Source organism: Candidatus Nanosynbacter sp. TM7-076 (assembly GCF_022828325.1).
Taxonomy (GTDB): Bacteria; Patescibacteriota; Saccharimonadia; order Saccharimonadales; family Saccharimonadaceae; genus Nanosynbacter.
The window spans coordinates 69,440-90,155 of record NZ_JAJQJS010000002.1; the positions used below are offsets into that span (position 1 = coordinate 69,440).

At 44.8% G+C, this 20,716-nt stretch carries 23 protein-coding genes; 7 read left to right on the forward strand and 16 right to left on the reverse strand.

The genetic code is table 11. The features are described from left to right. Nucleotides 1-85: 85 nt before the first annotated feature. A complete protein-coding gene (locus tag LRM47_RS00975; protein ID WP_243822469.1) occupies nucleotides 86-757 on the forward strand; it encodes an LOG family protein in 672 nt (223 codons plus the stop codon). Here LRM47_RS00975 and LRM47_RS00980 read toward each other — a convergent pair whose 3' ends face one another. Genes LRM47_RS00980 through LRM47_RS00990 form a run of 3 tightly spaced genes read right to left on the reverse strand, consistent with a single transcriptional unit; the run spans nucleotide 758 to nucleotide 3,110 of the window. Beyond that, complete coding sequence (locus tag LRM47_RS00980) at nucleotides 758-1,237, reverse strand: hypothetical protein (RefSeq protein ID WP_243822470.1); 480 nt, start codon at nucleotides 1,235-1,237, stop codon at nucleotides 758-760. Then, nucleotides 1,237-2,199 carry a carbohydrate kinase family protein gene (locus LRM47_RS00985; RefSeq protein WP_129631199.1) on the reverse strand — a complete coding sequence of 321 codons (963 nt, stop codon included), beginning with the start codon at nucleotides 2,197-2,199 and terminating at the stop codon, nucleotides 1,237-1,239. Before LRM47_RS00985 ends, LRM47_RS00980 begins: the two co-directional genes overlap by 1 nt. Next, entirely contained in the window at nucleotides 2,199-3,110 is a 912-nt protein-coding gene (locus tag LRM47_RS00990; protein WP_243822471.1) for a class II fructose-bisphosphate aldolase, read from the reverse strand. The genes LRM47_RS00985 and LRM47_RS00990 overlap by 1 nt, the downstream gene beginning before the upstream one ends. A 163-nt stretch (nucleotides 3,111-3,273) precedes the next feature. On the opposite strand from LRM47_RS00990, the gene LRM47_RS00995 reads away from it, so the two are divergent. Further along, nucleotides 3,274-3,519: a hypothetical protein gene (locus tag LRM47_RS00995; RefSeq protein ID WP_243822472.1), complete on the forward strand. Its 246-nt coding sequence runs from the start codon at nucleotides 3,274-3,276 to the stop codon at nucleotides 3,517-3,519. 72 nt (nucleotides 3,520-3,591) lie between these two features. On the opposite strand, the gene LRM47_RS01000 is transcribed toward LRM47_RS00995, so the two are convergent. From LRM47_RS01000 to gap, 5 genes are all read right to left on the reverse strand, one after another. After that, nucleotides 3,592-4,554 carry a transketolase family protein gene (locus LRM47_RS01000; RefSeq protein ID WP_243822473.1) on the reverse strand — a complete coding sequence of 321 codons (963 nt, stop codon included), beginning with the start codon at nucleotides 4,552-4,554 and terminating at the stop codon, nucleotides 3,592-3,594. Next, complete coding sequence (locus LRM47_RS01005) at nucleotides 4,551-5,387, reverse strand: transketolase (RefSeq protein ID WP_243822474.1); 837 nt, start codon at nucleotides 5,385-5,387, stop codon at nucleotides 4,551-4,553. Before LRM47_RS01005 ends, LRM47_RS01000 begins: the two co-directional genes overlap by 4 nt. Then, the gene (locus tag LRM47_RS01010; RefSeq protein ID WP_243822475.1) at nucleotides 5,387-6,037 is read right to left on the reverse strand and encodes a ribulose-phosphate 3-epimerase; all 651 of its coding nucleotides are present in this window, start codon (nucleotides 6,035-6,037) and stop codon (nucleotides 5,387-5,389) included. Before LRM47_RS01010 ends, LRM47_RS01005 begins: the two co-directional genes overlap by 1 nt. Next, the gene (locus tag LRM47_RS01015; protein WP_243813060.1) at nucleotides 6,034-6,486 is read right to left on the reverse strand and encodes an RpiB/LacA/LacB family sugar-phosphate isomerase; all 453 of its coding nucleotides are present in this window, start codon (nucleotides 6,484-6,486) and stop codon (nucleotides 6,034-6,036) included. Before LRM47_RS01015 ends, LRM47_RS01010 begins: the two co-directional genes overlap by 4 nt. 674 nt (nucleotides 6,487-7,160) lie before the next feature. Beyond that, on the reverse strand, nucleotides 7,161-8,183 hold the full coding sequence (gene gap, locus LRM47_RS01020) for a type I glyceraldehyde-3-phosphate dehydrogenase (RefSeq protein ID WP_243813061.1): 1,023 nt from the start codon (nucleotides 8,181-8,183) through the stop codon (nucleotides 7,161-7,163). Between the two features lie 70 nt (nucleotides 8,184-8,253). Here gap and LRM47_RS01025 point away from each other — a divergent pair, with 70 nt between their 5' ends. Next, nucleotides 8,254-9,771 (forward strand): RelA/SpoT family protein, encoded by a 1,518-nt coding sequence (locus LRM47_RS01025; RefSeq protein WP_243822476.1) that lies wholly within the window; start codon nucleotides 8,254-8,256, stop codon nucleotides 9,769-9,771. Nucleotides 9,772-9,814: 43 nt separating this feature from the next. On the opposite strand, the gene LRM47_RS01030 is transcribed toward LRM47_RS01025, so the two are convergent. From LRM47_RS01030 to pheT, 4 genes are read right to left on the reverse strand one after another with little or no spacing between them, the layout of a single operon-like run. Beyond that, nucleotides 9,815-10,345: an inorganic diphosphatase gene (locus tag LRM47_RS01030; protein WP_243822477.1), complete on the reverse strand. Its 531-nt coding sequence runs from the start codon at nucleotides 10,343-10,345 to the stop codon at nucleotides 9,815-9,817. 3 nt (nucleotides 10,346-10,348) lie between these two features. Continuing rightward, on the reverse strand, nucleotides 10,349-11,281 hold the full coding sequence (locus LRM47_RS01035) for an NAD(P)/FAD-dependent oxidoreductase (RefSeq protein WP_243822478.1): 933 nt from the start codon (nucleotides 11,279-11,281) through the stop codon (nucleotides 10,349-10,351). After that, nucleotides 11,274-11,951, reverse strand: a complete 678-nt coding sequence (locus tag LRM47_RS01040) for an FKBP-type peptidyl-prolyl cis-trans isomerase (protein WP_129631231.1) — start codon at nucleotides 11,949-11,951, stop codon at nucleotides 11,274-11,276. Before LRM47_RS01040 ends, LRM47_RS01035 begins: the two co-directional genes overlap by 8 nt. Before the next feature lie 58 nt (nucleotides 11,952-12,009). Continuing rightward, nucleotides 12,010-14,523, reverse strand: coding sequence for a phenylalanine--tRNA ligase subunit beta (gene pheT, locus LRM47_RS01045; protein WP_243822479.1), 2,514 nt, complete (start codon nucleotides 14,521-14,523; stop codon nucleotides 12,010-12,012). 178 nt (nucleotides 14,524-14,701) lie between these two features. Between pheT and LRM47_RS01050 the strand changes: the two genes are divergently transcribed. Both LRM47_RS01050 and LRM47_RS01055 read left to right on the forward strand, forming a co-directional pair. After that, nucleotides 14,702-14,977 carry a hypothetical protein gene (locus tag LRM47_RS01050; protein ID WP_243822480.1) on the forward strand — a complete coding sequence of 92 codons (276 nt, stop codon included), beginning with the start codon at nucleotides 14,702-14,704 and terminating at the stop codon, nucleotides 14,975-14,977. A 73-nt stretch (nucleotides 14,978-15,050) separates the two neighbouring features. After that, on the forward strand, nucleotides 15,051-15,950 hold the full coding sequence (locus LRM47_RS01055) for a hypothetical protein (protein ID WP_243822481.1): 900 nt from the start codon (nucleotides 15,051-15,053) through the stop codon (nucleotides 15,948-15,950). A gap of 67 nt (nucleotides 15,951-16,017) precedes the next feature. On the opposite strand, the gene LRM47_RS01060 is transcribed toward LRM47_RS01055, so the two are convergent. Further along, complete coding sequence (locus tag LRM47_RS01060) at nucleotides 16,018-16,359, reverse strand: ASCH domain-containing protein (protein WP_243822482.1); 342 nt, start codon at nucleotides 16,357-16,359, stop codon at nucleotides 16,018-16,020. Between the two features lie 85 nt (nucleotides 16,360-16,444). Between LRM47_RS01060 and cyaB the strand changes: the two genes are divergently transcribed. Further along, entirely contained in the window at nucleotides 16,445-17,011 is a 567-nt protein-coding gene (gene cyaB / locus LRM47_RS01065; RefSeq protein WP_243822483.1) for a class IV adenylate cyclase, read from the forward strand. Between the two features lie 55 nt (nucleotides 17,012-17,066). Continuing rightward, entirely contained in the window at nucleotides 17,067-18,062 is a 996-nt protein-coding gene (locus tag LRM47_RS01070; RefSeq protein ID WP_243822484.1) for a serine aminopeptidase domain-containing protein, read from the forward strand. 5 nt (nucleotides 18,063-18,067) lie between these two features. On the opposite strand, the gene LRM47_RS01075 is transcribed toward LRM47_RS01070, so the two are convergent. The 3 genes from LRM47_RS01075 to LRM47_RS01085 all read right to left on the reverse strand — a co-directional run bounded on the left by LRM47_RS01075 (nucleotide 18,068) and on the right by LRM47_RS01085 (nucleotide 20,711). Beyond that, nucleotides 18,068-18,529, reverse strand: a complete 462-nt coding sequence (locus tag LRM47_RS01075; RefSeq protein WP_232272725.1) for an HIT family protein — start codon at nucleotides 18,527-18,529, stop codon at nucleotides 18,068-18,070. 10 nt (nucleotides 18,530-18,539) lie between these two features. After that, nucleotides 18,540-19,862, reverse strand: coding sequence for an FAD-dependent oxidoreductase (locus LRM47_RS01080; protein ID WP_243822485.1), 1,323 nt, complete (start codon nucleotides 19,860-19,862; stop codon nucleotides 18,540-18,542). 216 nt (nucleotides 19,863-20,078) lie between these two features. Beyond that, nucleotides 20,079-20,711: a DUF998 domain-containing protein gene (locus LRM47_RS01085; RefSeq protein ID WP_243822486.1), complete on the reverse strand. Its 633-nt coding sequence runs from the start codon at nucleotides 20,709-20,711 to the stop codon at nucleotides 20,079-20,081. Nucleotides 20,712-20,716: the final 5 nt, after the last annotated feature.

A 20,716-nucleotide genomic window follows, 5' to 3' on the forward strand; every position in this document is an offset into this window, starting at 1 on the left:
GATGAATTATTTGCCGTCAACGTATTGTAACCATAGGCATTTTATGATATAGTAATAAAGTTAAAATCATAAAATAAAAAGGATAATGATGACACCGAAAAATGTTTGTATTCCGCGCGAATTGCAACTTCAGGCTGCGATGTTCAGATTAGGAAAAGTCGATGACGAAATTCATGCCGGCTATGAAATTCTCCAAAAATATCATAAAACTGTAACTTTTTTTGGATCAGCCAGGATAACTGAAGATAACGAATATTACCAAAAAGCCAAAGATTTAGCGTTTCAGCTAGCCAAAGAAGGCTACACAATTATCACTGGCGGCGGCGGCGGAATTATGGAAGCAGCAAACCGCGGCGCTATGGAAGCTGGCGGAGAATCAGTCGGATTCAACATTCGCTTGCCACACGAACAATCATTAAACAACTACACGACAGATTCGTTCGCATTCACTCACTTCGCGCCACGAAAAATCGTTATGACGCTTCTGGCTGACGCGTACGTTTGTTTCCCCGGTGGATTCGGTACGATGGATGAAATTTGTGAGATTATCACATTGACACAAACTAAGAAAATGTCGCCAGTGCCAATTGTTCTGTTTGATAAAAAATTCTGGGGCAAATGGGATGATTTTGTTTGCGAAAATATGCTTCCAAATAAGCTAATTTCTGACGGCGATGAAAAAACCTACACAATTACCGAAGATATTCCAGAGGTAGTTAATTTGATCAAAAATCAGCGAACTTGTTGCGACCGATAATTATTTCTTAGGTTTCGGCTCAATCCAACAAATTCCACCCTGGCAAACTACTCGCTCTACGGCTGGATTATACGTGCGTGGGTGGTTTTTATATCGGCGCGTAATCTCAAACCCCAGACCTCGCTTACCATACGTTGTTTGCTGCTTTCCAAGAGGCAACTGGCAGTGATAGTTATTTATAATGTCAATCGGATTAAACGAAATCACTTGCCCATCAACGTCCAAAAGCACCCACTCGGAAGCCTTGAACGGCGCCCATTTGTCCACTTTCGGCGCAATAGCCATTAGCGATTGATAGATTTCTTCTGCCGTAGCGTTTGACGGATCCAGACCTAGAGAGCGAATAATCGAGTGCGCTCTGGCCAATATTTCCGCAATCAATCGCACATCGCTATCATCCCTAGTCATCTGCCTGAGCTCGGTTAATGCTCGACGCTTTTTCACGTCACCGCCCAACAATTTTCCCAAATTTTGCGCCATTATATTTCCCTTTCTTGAATTGGCATAGCATGAAGCACCGTGCCAGCATATAAAATTCCAGCCTTTGCCCCAATTTTCATAACCACTGAACTAGCGTTCGCACTGCCCATAATCACAGAGTTTTTCAAATTACCACTTCGCGCCCATTCACTCAAAAATCCCGACGCAAACGCATCTCCAGCGCCAGTTCTGTCAATTGACGGCCTGTCGTCGTACATTAGCGCTCGCACGATAGTTTTTCCATCGCTTGCGATTGAGCCGTTTACGCCGTCTGTCACCAAAACGACCGGAACTAATCTCAAACCTCTTCTAACCAAGGCTTCTAAATCCTCGCCAGACACCAATTGCTGCATTTCTTCTTTATTAAGCGTCAAAACGTCGACATCAGACAATAATCCCAGCAATTTATCCTTTTGCGCCAATTCTTTCTTCCCAGGATTAAAGCAGATTTTCATATCGCGACGCTTAGCTTGCTGGAATAATTTGTGAAGCATCGGCATATTTCCCGCCAAAGTCGAAACGTATAGCCAATCCGCGTCCTCTTCAGACAAATCAAAATCCGCCTCATGATAATGTGTTGAAGCGCCGCGGTATGTTAAAATTGTCCGCTCGCCATTTGAAGCTAGTAGTAAAACTGAATATCCCGTGCTATATTTTGGCGAATACCTCACCAAATGCGTGTCGATATTTTCCTTATCCAAATCCGCAATTACTGCTTGCCCCGCCGGATCATGGCCGATTGCACCCATAAAACTAGCATAATGACCTTGTCTGGAAAACGTTACTGCGGCGTTCGTAGCTCCGCCGCCAGTCGAAAAATGAATCTGATTTACGTCGGCTTTCGCACCCAAATCCAGTCGCGCAAAACAGTGTTCTGGACTTTCGCAAACTGGCGTCAGTGCGTCCGATTGGCTTAAAAATACGTCTTGAATCGCCGCACCAACGGTGATGATTTTCGCCATTAAACCACCGCCTTTCTGACGGAATTAAACGCCTTAATCTTTGACTCCACCACTTCCTGTACGGCGGCATAAACTGGCGGCATTAACTTAACGATAGCATACTCATTTGGATTTTCTCGCAAGGTTTTCTCCAAAGTCGTTCGGAAAGCGTAACGCATATCAGAATTGATATTGATTTTAGAAACGCCAATTTTCGCAGCATCCTCAAAATAATGTAGCGGCGTGCCAGACCCACCGTGCAATGAAATCTGACAATGAATCGCCTCACGAATGTCAGCCAACAAATCCAAATCCAACACTTTCGGAACTGGATATTTGCCGTGCAAATTGCCAATCGCCGCCGCAAAAGTGTCAATTCCAGTCGCCTCGACAAACGCACGCGCACCCTCTGGCGTAGAAAAAGTCTTTTTTATTTCTTCGTAATTTATATCTTCCGTATGGACATTTGAACTTCCGCCAAAATAATGCGGCTCAGATTCCACTAGCGCACCAGTAAACTTGGCATATTCAACAACTTCACGAGTTTTCGCAATAATTTCCTCGTCCGAAGCGTCGTGATTTGCCTGAGAAATATCAATATGGATAAATTCGTACCCTGCGTCAATCGCTCGCTTACAGCCCTCAACCGTCGGACCATGGTCCAGATTCAAATACATTTCAATTCCGTACTCAGCCTTATAATTGTCCACCGAATCGCGAACGTTCTCTAGACCCATAGCCTTCACTTCGGCGTCAGAAACCTCAACCAACACTGGCGATTGGAGTTTTTGCGCCGCCCGCGCCACCGCAATCAGCGTCTCTTGATTGTCAATATTAAACGCCCCAACCGCAAAGCGTTGCGCTCGTGTTCGCTGCATTAAATGACGCGCCCGCGTCGTGTTTTTCCGAATATCTGAAATCGATAATCCCATACTGCCCCCTAAAATACTTATGGTAATTATATCAATTACCGCCCGCCATGCCAAGAGAGTTGACATTATGTTATTTTGGTGATAACATAAAATAGCTTTCGCTCAAGGCTTTGTCTTAGGGCGGAAGAGCCCTTTAGCTTTGAGCTTCAGTAGAGGAGGGAACATGAACCCCGTAGTACGAGCAGTTTATTTCATGGGGAACTCGTTTTTGATTATTGTTGCACTGCTATCCGCAGTGTGGTGGGTGATTGTCACCCATCTCTACGTAGCCTACGGACTACCGGCGGCGCTGGCGTTCGCGATGGGGAGCACCATACTCCCCGCCGCGGCCATCGGCATGAAACATCACGACCACCACGACGGGTACGACCACCACGAGGGGTGCAACTCCAGGTGTGACCGTAGGTGACACACACAACCCGCCAGGACTACCGCTTTGAGGTCTTTAATTAGATCTTGGCAGTAGCTCCTGGCGGGCTTTTCATTGGAGAAAATTGACAACACTACGAACAATTGAATCGACATCCAAACCGTGCTTTTTCCACAATTCAGACATTTTACCCGACTCGCCAAATGTATCATTGACGCCAATTCGCTTCATCTTCACCGGCAAATTCTCACTAAGAACTTCTGCCACGCTTGAGCCAAATCCACCAACAATCTGCCCCTCTTCCGCCGTAATGACAGCTTGGCATTTTTGAGCCGCATCAAGCACAGCATCCTCGTCCAGCGGCTTAATCGTCGGAAAATGAATCACTTCTGCCCGAATGTCATATTCATTCGCCAGTTTTTCCGCCGCCAACAGTAATTGATAAGTCATCACGCCAGTTCCAAACAAGGCAACACCTTTGCCGCGCCTCAACGTATAACTTTTTCCAATCTCAAAAGTAGATTGACTTAAGAATAGCGGCGTTTTTTCTCTTGGCAATCTTACGTAATTCGGGCGTTTATCTCCAGCCATTGCCGCCGCGATCAGCTTGGCTTCATTAGCATCACCAGGCGCCAAAACCACCATATTAGGCAAGCTTCGCATCAGCGCAATATCTTCCAGCATTTGATGTGTTGCGCCGTCCGGACCAACATTTAACCCCGCATGAGAGCCTATCAGCTTAACTGGCTGATTGTTCAGACAAATAGTCGTGCGAATCTGTTCCCAGTTGCGACCCGGACTAAACGCCGCATAACTAGCTGCAAACGGAATATTTCCCATAGCCGCCAGCCCAGACGCCACAGTAACCAAATTCTGCTCCGCTACGCCAACTTCAATTGCCCGCGGTTTCCCGATTTCCTCATAAAACCTGCCAAAGCCAACGCTCTCCATCAAATCCGCGCTCAGCGCCACCACCAAATTATTTTTCTTCGCAATATCAACCAGGCCTTCGCCAAGGCCAACGCGAATTGCTGCAAACTCTGAATTCTGCCAATTCTCCATTAAGAAACTCATTCGCCACCTTCTTCTCTCAATTGAGCAAGTGCTCGCTTCGCTTCCTCGGCGTTTGGAGATTTTCCATGCCAACGGTAATCATATTCCATAAAATCAACGCCACGACCAGGAACTGTATGGGCAATTATCACACTCGGCTGCCGAGAATTCTTTGCCTTATCAATCGCCTGAATTATCGACGAATGATTATGTCCGTCAATCTCCTGCGCATCCCAGCCAAAACTTCGCCATTTATCAGCCAACTCACCTAGCGGCATTACCTTCTCTGTGTCGCCACCAATTTGAATATTATTTCTATCAACAATCGCAATCAAATTCGCCAGATTATATTTTTTCGCAAACATCGCAGCTTCCCAAATATTCCCTTCATCCAGCTCGCCATCGCCCAAACTACAGTAAACAAACCGCTCAGAATTGCCACCCAAATATTGTAGTGAATACGCCATACCGGCCGCCTGACTTAGACCACATCCCAGAGGACCGCTAGTCGTTTCAATTCCCGCCAGACTGCCGCGTTCTGGATGGCCTTGAAGTTTGGAGCCAAATTTTCGCAAATTAGCCAACTCTTTTTTGTCAAAAAATCCCCGCTCCGCCAGCGTGGCATACAAAAGTGGCGCATAATGACCATTGCTCATCACGAAAATATCCCGGTCTTCCCAATTAGGATTCTCAGGATCTAGTCGCATGGCATGAAAATACAAAACCGCCATAACGTCAGCAAACCCCAAGCAGCCAGCAGAATGCCCCGAACCAGCCTCAGATAGCTCACGAATAACAGATCGACGTAATTTCTGTGATATTTTCTTCAGATTAGTCGTAGTGTCAATATCCATTAAAGCACGCTCGTTTTATTAATCTCCTGCTGTAATCTGGAGAAAATAGCGCGAGGATCTGATGATTTCTGAATAACACCGCCAGCATTCAAAACATTCACACCACCCTGAACTAGGCTGTATGCATTATCTATAGACACTCCGCCGTCCCATCCGATCTCCACATTGGGATTAATAGCTTTGATGAGTCGTATTTTTTCTAGCTGCATCAAACTAGCAGTTCCGCCAAATCGCCCCAGTTCACCGCTAAAAATCATCACATGATCTGCTATTTTTATCAATTCCTCAACAGTTCGTGGCACTGTCGGCTTTAATAGCGCCAGCCCCGCCATAATTCCAGCTTGACGAATCTGCATGAGCGCGGTTTTTACGTCACCAGTAGCCTCTGCGTGAACAATAATCATATGCGGCCTTAAGGCAATCAACTTCGGAACATACTCAGTAACATCATTAACCATTGCGTGAATATCAATCATCCAACCCTCTGGCGCCCATAATTCTGGAATGCCAACAGTCAAAGTTGGAGCAAATTCACCATCAGAAATGTCAATATGTACACGCTCAACAAGCCCAGTTATTTTATTAACCTGCTCTTTATATTGTTCGGCATTTTCTGCCAAAATTGCTGGTGCGATTACAGAATTACTCATGACAATTCATCCAACTGCGCATTGCGCCTGTTAAATCGCGGAGCATTCGCATAAGGAGTGTTCAGCCACGTTTCCACAATTCCTTTCCACGCCGATTCATTATCTTCCAAAACTCGCGCCGGCAAACATAAAACATTCGAATCGTTATCTTGGCGTGTCATTTTTGCCTCGAAAGCATCCCAAATCACACTGGCACGAATTCCTTTGAATCGGTTCGCTGCCATACACATTCCTTGACCGCCGCCGCAAATTAATATCGCACGCGGATCTTTACTATCATCACCAATGACCTTCAACGCCGCCGCCTGCGCGAATTGCGGAAAATCGTCATCAGGATTTAATTCTACACCGCCAACGTCTTGAACGTCATAGCCATTCTTAACCAAATAGGCAAAAACTTTTTCCTTCAAAATAAAGCCACGATGGTCAGATCCGAGATAGATTTTCATAATTTTAGTATAAGCATTTTCGGTGATTTTTGCAAGGAAAAGTTAGGTATTTTATCAGAGGTAGGGTATAGCTATTTGACAAAAAGTATTGACATTTCGCGGCTGGTATGATATATATATCAGCTTTTCAAACCGTGAAAAGCAACTAACCGGGGAGTTCACCCCGGTTGAGGTCGCGGTTCTGAAAGGCCGCACCTCAAAATTTCTCTGAAAGGAGAAATCGTGTCTACTGCTCGTAGTACACTCATTATTCTGCTGCTTGCCGTGTTCGGGTTGACCGGGTTGACCGGATGTGCAGACGTCAGCGACGTCTGGACTCAGGACCTTGTCAAGGCGGGGTTCACCGACCCCGTCCCCATCAATGACTCGGGGGAAGCCGCAGGGGTAATCATGGCCTCGGCCGGCAGTTGTAGGATTCGGTTTGTCATCGACAGGCAAACCGACACAATATACGCGGAGGTCCCGGGCAGTGATATCTCTGACGAACCTTCGTTCGTCAGAAGCCCATCACTTGAAATCTTGAAGCAGGACGAGAGATTCTCGTCCTGCTTCGGAGAAGATTGAGGCGCCGCGCCAGCAGAAGGCGCGCTAAGATAAATATTCTGTAAAACCGCCAAATCCCGGCGTCCCCGCACTGTCATAGTGCGGGGTTATTTCCTTTTTGGAAGATGTCCTTATTCACTCTTTTTCAGATAATACGCCACATCCGCCACTAGTTCAACCAGCCGGTTCGAATAGCCCCATTCATTATCGTACCAGACCATAACCTTGATCAGATTACCACCAACTACCTTCGTCAACGGAAGATCGACAATCCCCGAATATGAATTGCCAATGAAGTCACGGCTCACCAAAGGTTCCTCAGAAACACCCAAAATGCCTTGATAGAAATTACTCTGGGCGGCTTTTTTGAACGCGTCATTTACCTGCTCGACAGTCACATCACGTCGCAGAAGCGCCGTCACGTCGCTAAGCGACACCACTGGAGTCGGTACGCGCACACTAAGTCCGTCAAATTTTCCAGTTAGCTGCGGCAAGGTTTTAGTTACAGCAATTGCGGCGCCAGTCGTAGTCGGGACAATATTTTCGGCGGCATTGCGACCTTCCCTAAGATCCTTGGATGGCGCATCCTGAAGCTTTTGACTAGCCGTATAACTATGCACCGTCGTTAGCATTGACTTTTCAACGCCAAACTCCGCGTCCAAAATCGCCATAACCGCGCCCAAAGAATTGGTCGTACAGCTAGCATTAGACACGATTGGCGTTGCGTTTTTTACCTTGTCATCATTAGTTCCCAAAACAATCGTATCGACCCCCTCAGACTTCGTCGGACCACTGATAACCACACGCTTTGCGCCAGCCGTTAAGTGCTTGCCCGCGCCATCTTTATCGGTGAAAAATCCTGTCGATTCAATCACCACATCAATTCCCAAATCTCGCCACGGCAGATTTTCTGGATCTTTCTCAGCCAGCACCTTAACCGACTTACCCTCAATAATCAGCTCGTTTTCCGTAAAATCAACTTGACGTCCGTACTCGCCGTAATTGCTATCATGCTTCAACAAATAAGCCAACGTTTTCGTGTCAGTCAAATCATTGATCGCAACAATTTCCAAGTCGCTTCGCTCGTTCGCAATCTTAAACGCATTGCGTCCGATTCGCCCGAAGCCGTTAATTGCTATTCTCGTTACAGCCATATCGCCCTCCCTGTTAGATATTTTCGCTTTAGCTTTTCTTAATTATACTACAAAGTTGTATAATATAAATATGACGCGCGAAGAGTTATTATCAATCGCTGAACAAAAATACGACGAAGTGCCAGTATTGGTTTTAACGAGCGCAATCGATTACGCTACGGAAAAGCACGCTGGACAAAAGCGCAAAAGTGGCGAACCATACATTAATCACCCATTGGCGGTGGCAGGAATTCTAATTGAATGGGGCATGGATATTGATACGGTCGTGGCGGGAGTTTTACACGACACCGTCGAAGATACCGACGCAACTTTGGACGATTTGGAAAGTTTGTTTGGACGCGATGTGGCGTTTCTGGTGGATGGCGTAACTAAAGTTTCACAAGCTCGCGCTGGAATGAGAAACCTGGATAGTTATTTGCCACACACGAAGGACAATTTGACCAAGTTGATGATTGCCGTGGGCGAAGATGTGCGCGTGATAATTATCAAGCTAGCCGACCGCCTGCACAATATGCGAACGCTACAATTTATGACACCAGAAAAGCAGAAAAAAATTGCCAGAGAGACAATTGAGGTTTTTGCGCCGCTTGCCGACCGCTTAAATATGGGGCGAGTTCGCGTTCAATTGGAAGAGCTGAGTTTTAGGTATTTGATGCCGAAAGCTTTTCAGGAAACCAAAAATTTGATGGACAGTCGACTGAAAAAATCGCAACGAAAATTGGATCACGTTCGCCGCGAAGTTGAAGCGCGACTGAAAGCGGAAAAGCTGGTTTTTCAGATGGACGGGCGTGTTAAGAGCGTTTATAGCCTGTTTAAGAAATTGGACAAAGTTGGCGATATCGATAAGATTTATGATCTGATTGCCCTAAGAATAATTGTCGACGATTTATCAACTGGATATTTGGTTCTGGGGATTTTACACGATATGTATCAGCCAATGTACGAGAGGATTAAAGATTACGTTGCCAATCCAAAGCCGAATGGATATCAAAGTCTGCACACGACCGTGCAAACTCCGAGCGGACAAATTGTCGAGTTCCAGATTCGAACCAAAGAAATGCACGAATATGCCGAGCGTGGATTAGCGGCTAGTTTCCATTACAATGAGCAAAAATTGACCGACGCCTATAAAAAAGGAAAAATCGGAACTATGCCAGCCGATTTGTCATGGATTCGCGAACTTCAGGAAGCCGCTGCTTTAATTAGCGAAGGAAAGCGATTCGACTCCAACAAATTCCGAATGAAGCTGTTTTCTGATAGGATTTTCGTGTACTCACCAAAGGGCGACATTTATGATTTGCCTCGCGGAGCATTTCCCTTGGATTATGCCTACCGAATTCACTCCGATATCGCGGCGCGCGCAAGTGGCTTTAAGATCAATGGTGTAATGAAGCCATTCAATTACAAATTACAGCACGGCGACACAATTGAAGTCTTAACAAGCAAATCCGCTCGCCCAAAACCAGATTGGCGGGACGTCATAATTACACCACACGCCAAAGATAAATTGCGCTTACAATTGTCCCGCTCAAACGGCATCTTACAACAATTAACTGGCGGCGTTTCCTCGTTCTTTCGACATAAGTAACGCTCGCCAGTCTCCCAGGTTTTAATCAATAATCAAACGCAATTTATTTTTCGTTCCAACGAGTAATTGACTCGCGGATAATTTGCTTCGCTCTTTCTGCGTCGCCGAATCCCTTGACTACTGTCGAACCAGGCCTCTTCAAATCCTTGTAGTGATTGAAGTGGTGCTCGATTTGCTTCAACAATTGCGGAGGTAGGTCTTCTAGTGAGTTGATTGCGTTGCCAGTGTTTCGGTCGTCGGCTGGCACAACGATAACCTTGTCGTCAACTTCATTATCGTCAACAAATTCCAACACGCCGATAACTTTTGCTTCCATAAAAATACCGGTCGTCAACGGTTCGTCAGTGATAATTAGCGCGTCCAATTCGTCGCCATCTTCATCCAAAGTTTGTGGAATGAAACCGTAGTTTGTTGGCTTTGCAAAAATAGCTGGCTCAACACGGTCCAACTGCATCACTGCAAGCTCACGATTCCACTCAATTTTATGACTTGATCCCTGTGGAATCTCAACAACCACATTTACGATGCCGTTTTCGACATCACCAGGTGTTAAAATTTGATTAAAATCTGCCATTTTTTACTCCTCTCTGGCTTTTTCTTGTAAATATTCACGAATCTGCAGCGCTGCCACCGCACCTTCACCAACCGCCGAAGCGATTTGCATAGTTGCCCCCGAGCGCACATCACCAGAAGCAAAAACGCCAGGAATATTAGTGTGCAGGTATTCGTCAGTAATAATGTGTCCGCCCAAATCCAACTCGACATCCGAGTTTGCTAGGAATTGTGTGTTTGGAATTAGCCCGATAAATACAAACAATCCATCAGCAGTAAACTCTTTCTGTTCGCCGTTTTGGGTCGATTTAACGCCGTAAAACTTATCGTCCTTGACAATAATTTCATCAGTCGTTGCACCGATGTGAACGGTAATTTTTCCATCATCGACATATTTCTGCAAATCTTTTTGCAAAATATCACTGGCGCGCAATTTACTGCGAACTAGCAGATCAATATGGCTAGCGTATCGCGTCAAAAATATCGCTTCCTGCACGGCAGAATTTCCACCGCCGACAACGATTAGATTTTTATCACGATAAAACGCGCCGTCGCAAGTCGCACAGTAATGCACGCCTCGACCATATAATTCGTCTTCGCCCGGAACGCCTAATTTGCGGTGGTTCGAGCCAGTCGCTAGTAAAACTGACTTCGCGCGGACAGATTGACCGTCAATTGTCAGCTCCAACTCGCCATCAACTTGCTTCAATTCCGTCACGTCGCCATACTCAATCTTCGCACCAAATCGCTCCGCTTGTTGTTGCAATTCAGACGCCAATTTCATTCCGGTAACGCCCTCAGCAAATCCAGGATAATTGTCAATTTGATCAGTAATCGCCGCCATTCCGCCGACCACGCCACGCTCATATAGCGTCGTGTAGACATCTTCGCGCGACAAGTAAATTGCCGCCGTTAACGCGCTTGGACCAGCGCCAACAATAACAACATCTTTAGACATTAAAACCTCGCGATCGATAATATTGCTTCATCACTTCTGGCATTTCTGGCTCTGGAATATCGGCTGGCTTTTCAATAGCCATCACCACAAACTTAAGCGGAGAATTTGCAGGAATTTTATCGCCCTGAGCTTTGTCGCCATAAGCCTTGTTGGCTGGAATTGTTAGTTCGCGCACACCGCCAATTTTCATACCAATCAAACCCTCTTTCCAGCCCTGAATGACCGCAGTATTCGCTGGACCGTCCATATTGAGCGGAGCTTTCAGTTTGCCGTCAGCGATTGATTGATCGAAAATCTCACCCTTAGCGTTCCAGCCAATGTAATAAACAGCCAATTTGGTGTCGTCCTTAACTTCAGCGCCTTCGCCCTCGACCAAATCTTCCTTGACAAGCTCTTTCACATCACCGGCTTCAAACGCGCCAACTCGCGAGCTAAACTCAGAAAACTTACCGTAATATTTTTGACTCAATTCATTAGCCTGAGCTTCTACTTTCTTTTTCCGTTCGTCAGTAGCCTTGGTGTATTCATCCTGAGCTTTCTTAAACGCGGCTTGATCTTTGGCTTCATTTCCAGGCGCCACCATCATAGCGACAAATCCGCCAACGGTCCCCAAAAACATCATGCCGGCAATAACCCAAATACCTATTCTCTGGCCTTTTGTAGTTGCCATATTCCTCCTTTATTTACCTTTCAATTATAGCAATTTTTATCAAGCGCAACAAATCACGTTAAACCTGAGCGGCGTCAAATTCTTCCGCAGCCATCGCGGCAATTTCCTCAATAATCGGCGCAATGTCTTTATCTTCCAGCGTCCGCTCGGCGCTCATAAACTTTACATTCAAAGTTACAGTTTTTGTCGAATCGTCATTTTTTGGCTGATATATCGCAATCGGCGTTATGCTAATTTGTAACTCACCGTGTTTTTTCGCGACTTCTTCAGCACAAGCATAAACCTTCGCATAATCAACATTCGAATCCATTTTCAATGAAATATCCCTGGCAGTCGACGGAAAACGACTTAACGGCTGGTAATTATAGCCCTGATTTTTACTCAGATTTTCCTGCAATTTTTCAATACCAATAGAAAACGCCGCGGTGTAATCTGGCAATTTGAAATTACGTCGGGCAGATGAAACCAGCTCGCCAACAATTCCCAAATTATCACCGTTCTTCGCCATAATCCAAGCGCTACGTTTCGCATCAAATGGCGCTGGGACGTCGCTGTCAGATTCCGCAATCTTCACAAAATCAACCTCAACGCTCAAATCTTTCATCAGCCTTTCGGCAATTTTTCTCACCTTGTAAAACGGCGCGCCAGTTTGAGGTTTTTTATTCGCATAAACTCCGTCAATGAAAGTCTTTTCAATCGGCAAATTATCATCGTTAAATCCTAATTTCTTATCGTGAATTTTGCCAATTTCAAACAGCATAAATTCGTCATGTTCAGATTTTATATTGGCGTGAACTTTATCCAGCAAACTCGGCAAAATGCTAATTCGGTAATATTGCAAGTCTGGACTAAGCGCATTACTCAAGCGATACGCACGGCTCGGATCTTGCTCGGAATTTTTCAAAACTCGCTCATGAACGAAACTATATGTCAAAACTTCGTTCGCTCCAGCTCGCGACAAACTTTGACGAATTCTCTGTTTCAATTCACGACGCTCATTCTTCGGCGCAGGCTTAATGCTTCGCTCTGGCAAATGGCGCGGCAATCTATCAAAGCCGTATAATCGCCCAACTTCCTCAACAATATCCTCAGGAAGCTCAATATCTGTTCGCCAAAATGGACTGTAAACCATCACGCCAGCTTCGCCATATTTATTACCATCGTCAACGATAAATTCAACATTCTTTAGTAGCGCCTCAATCTCATTCTCAGTAAAGTCAACACCCAGGCGTTCTTCGACAAACCTTTTAGGAATCAACAATCCACCGTGCCAGTGCTTACCATCGACCAACACTTGTCGCAATGAAGAATGATTCTTAAATAGAATAGGACTAGCTTGCTCACCACCAACCATACCAATTAACCATTTTAAGACAGGGTCAATTTGTGCTGGCGACTGTCCCTTATTGAAACGGGTCAGCGCATCTGTAAAAATTCCGTGGCGCATAGCCGTACGTCGCAGTGCGTACATATCAAAATTGGCACATTCAAGGACAATATTCTTCGTTTCAGCCGAAACTTCAGTATCAACTCCGCCCATAATTCCAGCTAGCCCAATCACACCTTCGCCGTCAGCAATCACAATATCGTCAGCCGTCAATTCATATTCCTTGCCATTAAGCAAACCGACTTTCTCGCCATCGCGCGCCATTCGTACGCCAAGTTTATGCCCGCGCAACTTGTCGTAATCATAAGCGTGAGTCGGCTGTGCCGTCATAAACATCACGTAGTTTGTCGCGTCAACAATATTGTTAATTGACTTTCCGCCCATCGCCACCAATTGACATTGCAGCCACAACGGACTTGGATGAATATCTACATTTTTTATAGCAATCACAGAGAATGCGGGCGCAAGCTCATTAGCTTCATTAAACACTTCAAGCTCTAAGCCATCGCTATCTGCAAATTCTTGAATAGCATTATACCAGTCAGGACTATTAAACTGCTGATGAAAAATGCCAGCAATCTCGCGCGCCACACCAAGTTGCCCAAAACAATCCGGCCTGTGCGTAAACATCTTATTCTCAATTTCCAGCACGTAATCATCCAGCCCAAAAACTTCAGCAAAACTTGCGCCAGCCTGAAGTGTAACGCCTGCCGGAATATCATGTTCATTAATCTCGATAATTCCCTCGTGATCCGTACCAATCGCCAGCTCATCAGCCGCCGCCAACATACCCTGACTTAAGATTCCACGCAGCGGTCGCGCATCCAGTACGAACGGCTCTGCGTCATCAAAACTCGCTGGGACGGTACTTTTTGGTGGCAACCAAATTGCCCACATATCAGCATGAACATTCGGCGCACCGCAAACCACTTGCACATAACCATTGTCATCCCTTGGAACATCCGCTACGCCACCATCGTCAATTTTAGTCACACTCAAACGATCCGCATTCGGATGCTTTTCACACTCAACAACCCGCACAATGCGCGCGCCACCATATTTGGCCTTCAGGTCAATCACTTCCTCAACACCACCAAGCTGCTGATTTACCCGCGACACCAATTCATCAACTGGCGGCAACTCAAAATTAATCAATTGTTTTATAAGATTTAAGCTAACTTTCATACTAATATAATTATATCATCTTACCAGCAAGTAATCGACCTTAGAAAACTACAAATAACAAAGGCAAAATTACTCTAGAGTAAAATACAGCCGTCCTTGAACAAGCGGGAGATAATCCCCAAGGACACTCCTCTCTTCAGACTTGGAGAAGGGTCATTCCCTGAATTATAATATAGCTATGAACTATGATAGATATCTAGAACTACAAACTCGCCTAGAATGGTTTTACGATTTTCATCCAGAGTTTTTTAATAATATTTCACCCGAACAGAAGAAACTGCTACAGAATACATTCCTGTACGATATGCCCGACGAACACTATCCGAAGTCATTGCGGGATTTTTATGATAAGAATATCGATAACCAGCCAACACTTCAGAACGATATGTTCTTAGCGGTAGATGCTTTATATAAAGCGGCGGGAGCTGGAAGCTTGTTTGACTATGATGAATAAAGCTTTTCTTCACACAAACACACCACCAAGCTTATAAGCTTTAGACTAACTTCCATACTGATATAATAAACTCATGATTCACAACTTGCATTCAGCATATTCTTTACCAGCAAACCACGACACATGTCACTTATTTGAGCATCTGATTATTAGGCAATTCTTAAAGGAATCGGAAAAAATTGGCGGTAACCGGGCTTTCGTTGGAAAATTGGATGGCACGACTAGTGAATCAAGCGTATTTTTTACGTCCGCACTATTCACAAGCGAGTCTAATACATTATTTGAAGAAATCATCAACGATACTACACCTTTTGAAGAGTCTCTTATTCGACAGTCCATCGCACACATAGAAGCCGAGATGCAATCCAACATTGATATAGCAGACATGACACTACTACAAGAACAGCTCGCTCTTTGTCAAAAATATTTTATCGATAGTCAAAAAACCACTCCCAGCAATTCACGCTCAAAATCTAAGATTTCTCCTCTTAAAATCAGCCATAGTCCGAAGGATTTTACAGACGTTAAGATTGCTGTAGAAATCGCCGACGCCAGCGATGAATTGACTGCCGCATTTTTCTGCACATACCCAATACTTTTAGATCTAGTGCGCGACATTTGTTTCGATAAAATCTCATCCTACCCATCCAGCCCCGGAAAGTTTATAGCGTACTATGACGGAAATTACACCAGCCAAACATACACCGTAAAAAATACAGACCTTGCTCGACTGAGCTCAAGTGAAACTATACAGACATATTTACAAAGCTTTAACATATCCTTGCACGCAACCGACCTAAGAAACCTTGCCGAAGCTTTCACGTCTGACCCATTTTATATTTCAGTGCCCATATATTTTTATCAACAAACCGCCACGCCACTATCCAGAAATGACCTAGCGAAAACTATAAACGTCGCAAATATGAACGCAATCCTAAAACAAGTAAAGGCGACGATAATCCTGGATTATTAGCTCTAGCTGATTTTCTAGTAGAGAAAGGATTCTGAAGAAGAAATATTTACGCCGCCAATACGCAAGCTTATTGACAAACTCTAAACTCAATACCAATCACTCCATAAATCTTTTGGTCTTCAATAGAATAAAATTCAGAAATTTGATTTTCTAACCATTCGACATTATCACCGCCGAACTTTCGCGGATTATTATGAGAAAATAAGTCACGAAATGTCGCGTATCTCAGCAAACCAACAACCTCAGTGGTAACAGTTTGCTCAGAATTATCTCTATTTGTAAAAATAATCCGATACCCGATCTGGATTTTCTGTCGTTTGGCGTCATATAATCGCGACTCGATAGTCTTATTGCCAGAAATAATAGCATTAAACGGCTCGGCCGCCAATTTTAATTGGTGTATGGTCATAAAATTATTTGCCTTTCTTGCTATAATTAAACCATCATATAAATAAATATTCAAATATCTACACTTTCATAAGAAAGGCTATCAAATGACTAAAGAATTACTAGAAATCGAACGCAAGCGCCAGCTAACGGGCAATATTGAAGAGCTAATCGGGCGACTGCAAAACATCGGTTTTGAATTAAAGAGTAATCTTCGCGAAATTGATACATATTATTCTCGTCCTGATGTCGACTTTATGCAAACGGTTGAATGCCTGCGGATTCGCCAGCGTGATAGTTTTGCTGAGGTAACTTATAAGCCAGCAACGACCACTGCAACACATACGGAGAATAATGTAATCATTAAGCCCGAGACGAATCTGCCAATTCAACCCGAAGATACAGCAACCGCCAAGCAGCTACTGGCAAACCTCGGTATGGTGCAACTGGTCGAGGTCAACAAATACCGTCGCTCGTTTCAGTCCTCTGATTTTCCGCAGGCAACGGTAGCCATCGACAAAATCAAAGACGCTGAGACTTTCGTGGAAGTTGAGGTTTTATCGGATGATGAAACCAGTGCGCTGATGATGATTAGTGAAATTGAAACCAAACTCGGTCTGGATTCAATGGGAATTGTGACGCGACCTTATCGAGACATTTGTATGGGCTATTAAGAACGCTGACGCCACAAAACTTCACAACTCCACTCACAACCAATATAATATACCCATGAATACTTCACGGAAAAATCGCATCATAAAAATTACTATTTGGGTAGTCTGCTCAATTGTCGTCATAACTACTTTATTGGGCGCCGCAGCTTTCTTTTGGCCAGCAGCATCCAAGCAATTGCAATCTTCAAGCTCTGAAAAATTGAGCTACAACGACGCCATCGCCGCTGCAAATCGTACTGTTAGCGAAGACACTTCAAATACCGACGTTAGACCAGAATGCCGATCGATTATTAAAACCCACGGCAAAAAAACCGCCAAAGCCGTCATGATGATTCACGGCGTAAGCGCATGCCCACAGCAATTCGCAGACTTGGGCGACACCTTTTTCAATGCCGGCTATAACGTCTATATTCCCCGAGTTCCCAGCCACGGCCTGACGGATAACAAACGACACGGAGAAATCACCATTCCAGCAATGGCACAATTTATGAATTCCAGCACCAGCATAATTAGTGGTTTGGGCGATGAAACGGGAATTGTCGGGCTTTCTGGCGGCGCAAATATGGCAACTTGGATTACGCAGTACAACAGCCAAACCATATCACGAGCGCTGCTTCTATCACCTTTTTATCAGCCTTCAGAATCGGAAACTCCTTCCTGGAAAATTCCGCTTTTACGAAATCTTTACGGACGTAATATTCTTCCAGATTCGTTCACGGGTAGCAATTTGTCATATCGCGCTCTTGGAAAATATATAATAATCGCCAAGAACTATAAATCCGATCTAAAAGCTCCAGGGCTAAAATACGTCGGGGTTGTAACAAGCGAAAACGACACCGCAATTGATAAAAATCTCGCAGTCAACATACCTAAGCAAATGGCTGCAGCTTCTGACGCCAAATTCCAATATTATTCAATTCCGACCTCATTTGGTATCGGTCACGACATTGTAGCCTTAAACCAAGACGAGGTTAAAAAGCACGCCGACAAATTATATCCGTTCTATTTGGATATGTACGAAGGAAAAAACGTAAAATTAGAGGCGAACTAGCTATTCTATTTACCCTGCACGGCTAAAATTCGCGCTTGAATTTCATCCAATTGAGCGTCGTCCATCCTTGGACCGTCAGCCGTGGTTAACCAGCCAGAATATTCCTCATAAAACGCTTGCTTGTGCGATACTGGTGAACCAATTCCCTTTGCTAAATCGCCATGAAGCGGCATCAATTTGGCGTGCACGTGTGCTACGCCCGTGCCCTCAAAAATCAGCGCCACTCGCGGGGTGTCAAATGCTTTTTCCAAAATACCAGCAATCTTTTTCACTGCCAGCATCATTTCGGAATATAAATTATCGTCCAAAGAAAATACGTAATCACCCGGATTCTGCTTCGGAATCACCACAGTAAAACCTGGCGTGTTCGGAAACGGCGTTAAAAATGCCAAAAACTTCTCATCCTCCCAAACCTTCCAAGATTTCATTTTTCCAGATACGATATCGTCAAAAATTGTGTGATTCATAATTACTCCTTTATGCAAATAAATCGTTTAATGCCTCACTCACCGTTGGATGAGTGAATATTTGGTCACGCAGCACAGTATATGGCAGGCCATTATCCATTACAGTTTTGATAATATTAATGACTTCTGGTGAGTTACGACACAATAAACTAGCACCCAAAATTTGTTCAGTGTTTGCATCAATCACCGCACGCAGCAATCCTGTTGTAGCATTATCAACATGCAGGCGTGGAATCGCCATAGCAGGCAGCTCTTTTACGATAATTTCGCACCCCGTCGCACGCGCCTCAGCCTCTGTCATACCCACCCGACCTAGCGGCGTTTGCATAAAGACCGCGTACGGCAAAGTTTTTTGTTTGGCGCGAGTGTACAGACCATCGCCCAGCAACTGGCTTCTCACAATCCGAAAATCATCCAGCGATGCATAGGTAAATTGTGGCCCACCCGTTACATCGCCCATTGCCCAAATATGCGACCGACTAGTGCGAAGTGTTTCATCAACCACAATTGCCCCGCGCTCATCCGTCGCTACACCAGCAGCTGGTAAATTCAAGCTCATCGTTGCCGGGCGACGGCCCGTAGCCATCAAAACCGCATCATAACCAGCGTAATCATCATGATTTACTGTGCGAATCGTTGCAGTAGACTCACCCTCAATCGCTGTCACATCCACACTAAACACAATCTCAATACCCTGTGCCTGCAATGCTTCAGTAGCAGCCCGAGCAATTGCTGGATCTTCACGTGCAAGCAGAGCATCGCCCCTCTCAAATACTGTTACTTTTGTACCAAGTTTGGCATAAGTTGAGGCAAACTCTAACCCAATATAACCGCCACCAATGATAGCTAGCTGTTTTGGCTGCGTCATTCTATCCAGCAATTCAGTACTGGTATACACAAACGGCTTATCAACACCTGGAATATCTGGGATGATTGATTCCGCACCGGTGTTAATAAAAATCTGTGGTGCACTAACTACTAGCTCGTCGCTACCCGCCACAACCTTCACAGTACGATCATCTACGAACGATGCCTCACCCTCAATGACGCTCACTGTTTCACGATCCGCAAGCATATGATAGTTCTTCTCATTCAACCGCGCTACCACTGTTGTCTTATGTGCCATCGCCTCATCAAAACTTTGATGATGTTCGGCTGCATTGACTAGCACCTTAGTAGGAATACAAGCAATATTAATACAGGTGCCGCCATACATCTTTGGCGACCGCTCCACTAGCGCTACCTTTTTTTCCGCATTTGCCAGCGCTACCGCCAATGTTTTGCCAGCTTTGCCAAAACCAATGATGAGTGCGTCAAATTGTTGTGTATCCATTTCACCTCCTCCTATCTTTTTTAGCGATCTCTCTCGCTGCAACAAATTCTCTATCGGCACACAGAACTACCTATTTTATTACAAGTTTTTGAGCTACTACTATTATCATGTGTAATAGCTCCTTAAAACTGTTCCAAAAAGTCCAACTTACCGCTATACGATGTTGTCAAAAATTGTGTGATTCATAATTACTCCTTTTGAAGTAATTATAGCATTTTACGAAGTTTTCAGGTCGGACAATTTAAGTTCCATTCGACGGCAAACCAGAGCCAGCCATATCGTCGCAAAAATCCCCAATAAAACTTCTACTATCACAAACCAAAACTTGCCCATTGCGTAACCTTGCGCCGCTATAATTGCCGCAAAAATCGGAAAACTGAAAGATGAGATTCGCTCACGATGAGTTAAATAACTCAAACTCGATGGCAAAATAAACATCAAAAGCACCATCAATATCACGATGCTGCGCGAGAAAACAAAATGCGCCGCGTGCATTGTATCGTTCGGGCAAAGCGCCACCCCTATCATGCAAATCGCAAACAATGAAAGTATCCAGCCAGATATTCGAGCAGAGCGAATTTGACCAAGTTTAAGATAGCCACGATTCATAAAAAACCCAATTGTCGCCATAATCAAACCAGATAAAAACACTCCCGAATTGAACGAAAACGCGGACAAACGATTCGAGGTGGTTTCGCCCAATCTGCTCAAGCTCCAGCTCGTCCACCGAGTATCATCAGAAAGCAGCATCGCCACGATCAAACCCACAGCCAAAACGACACCATTAAGAATACAGAGTGCCTGAAGGCGATTCTTGCATAAAAAATCCTTAATCTGTCGAAGTTTCATATTGC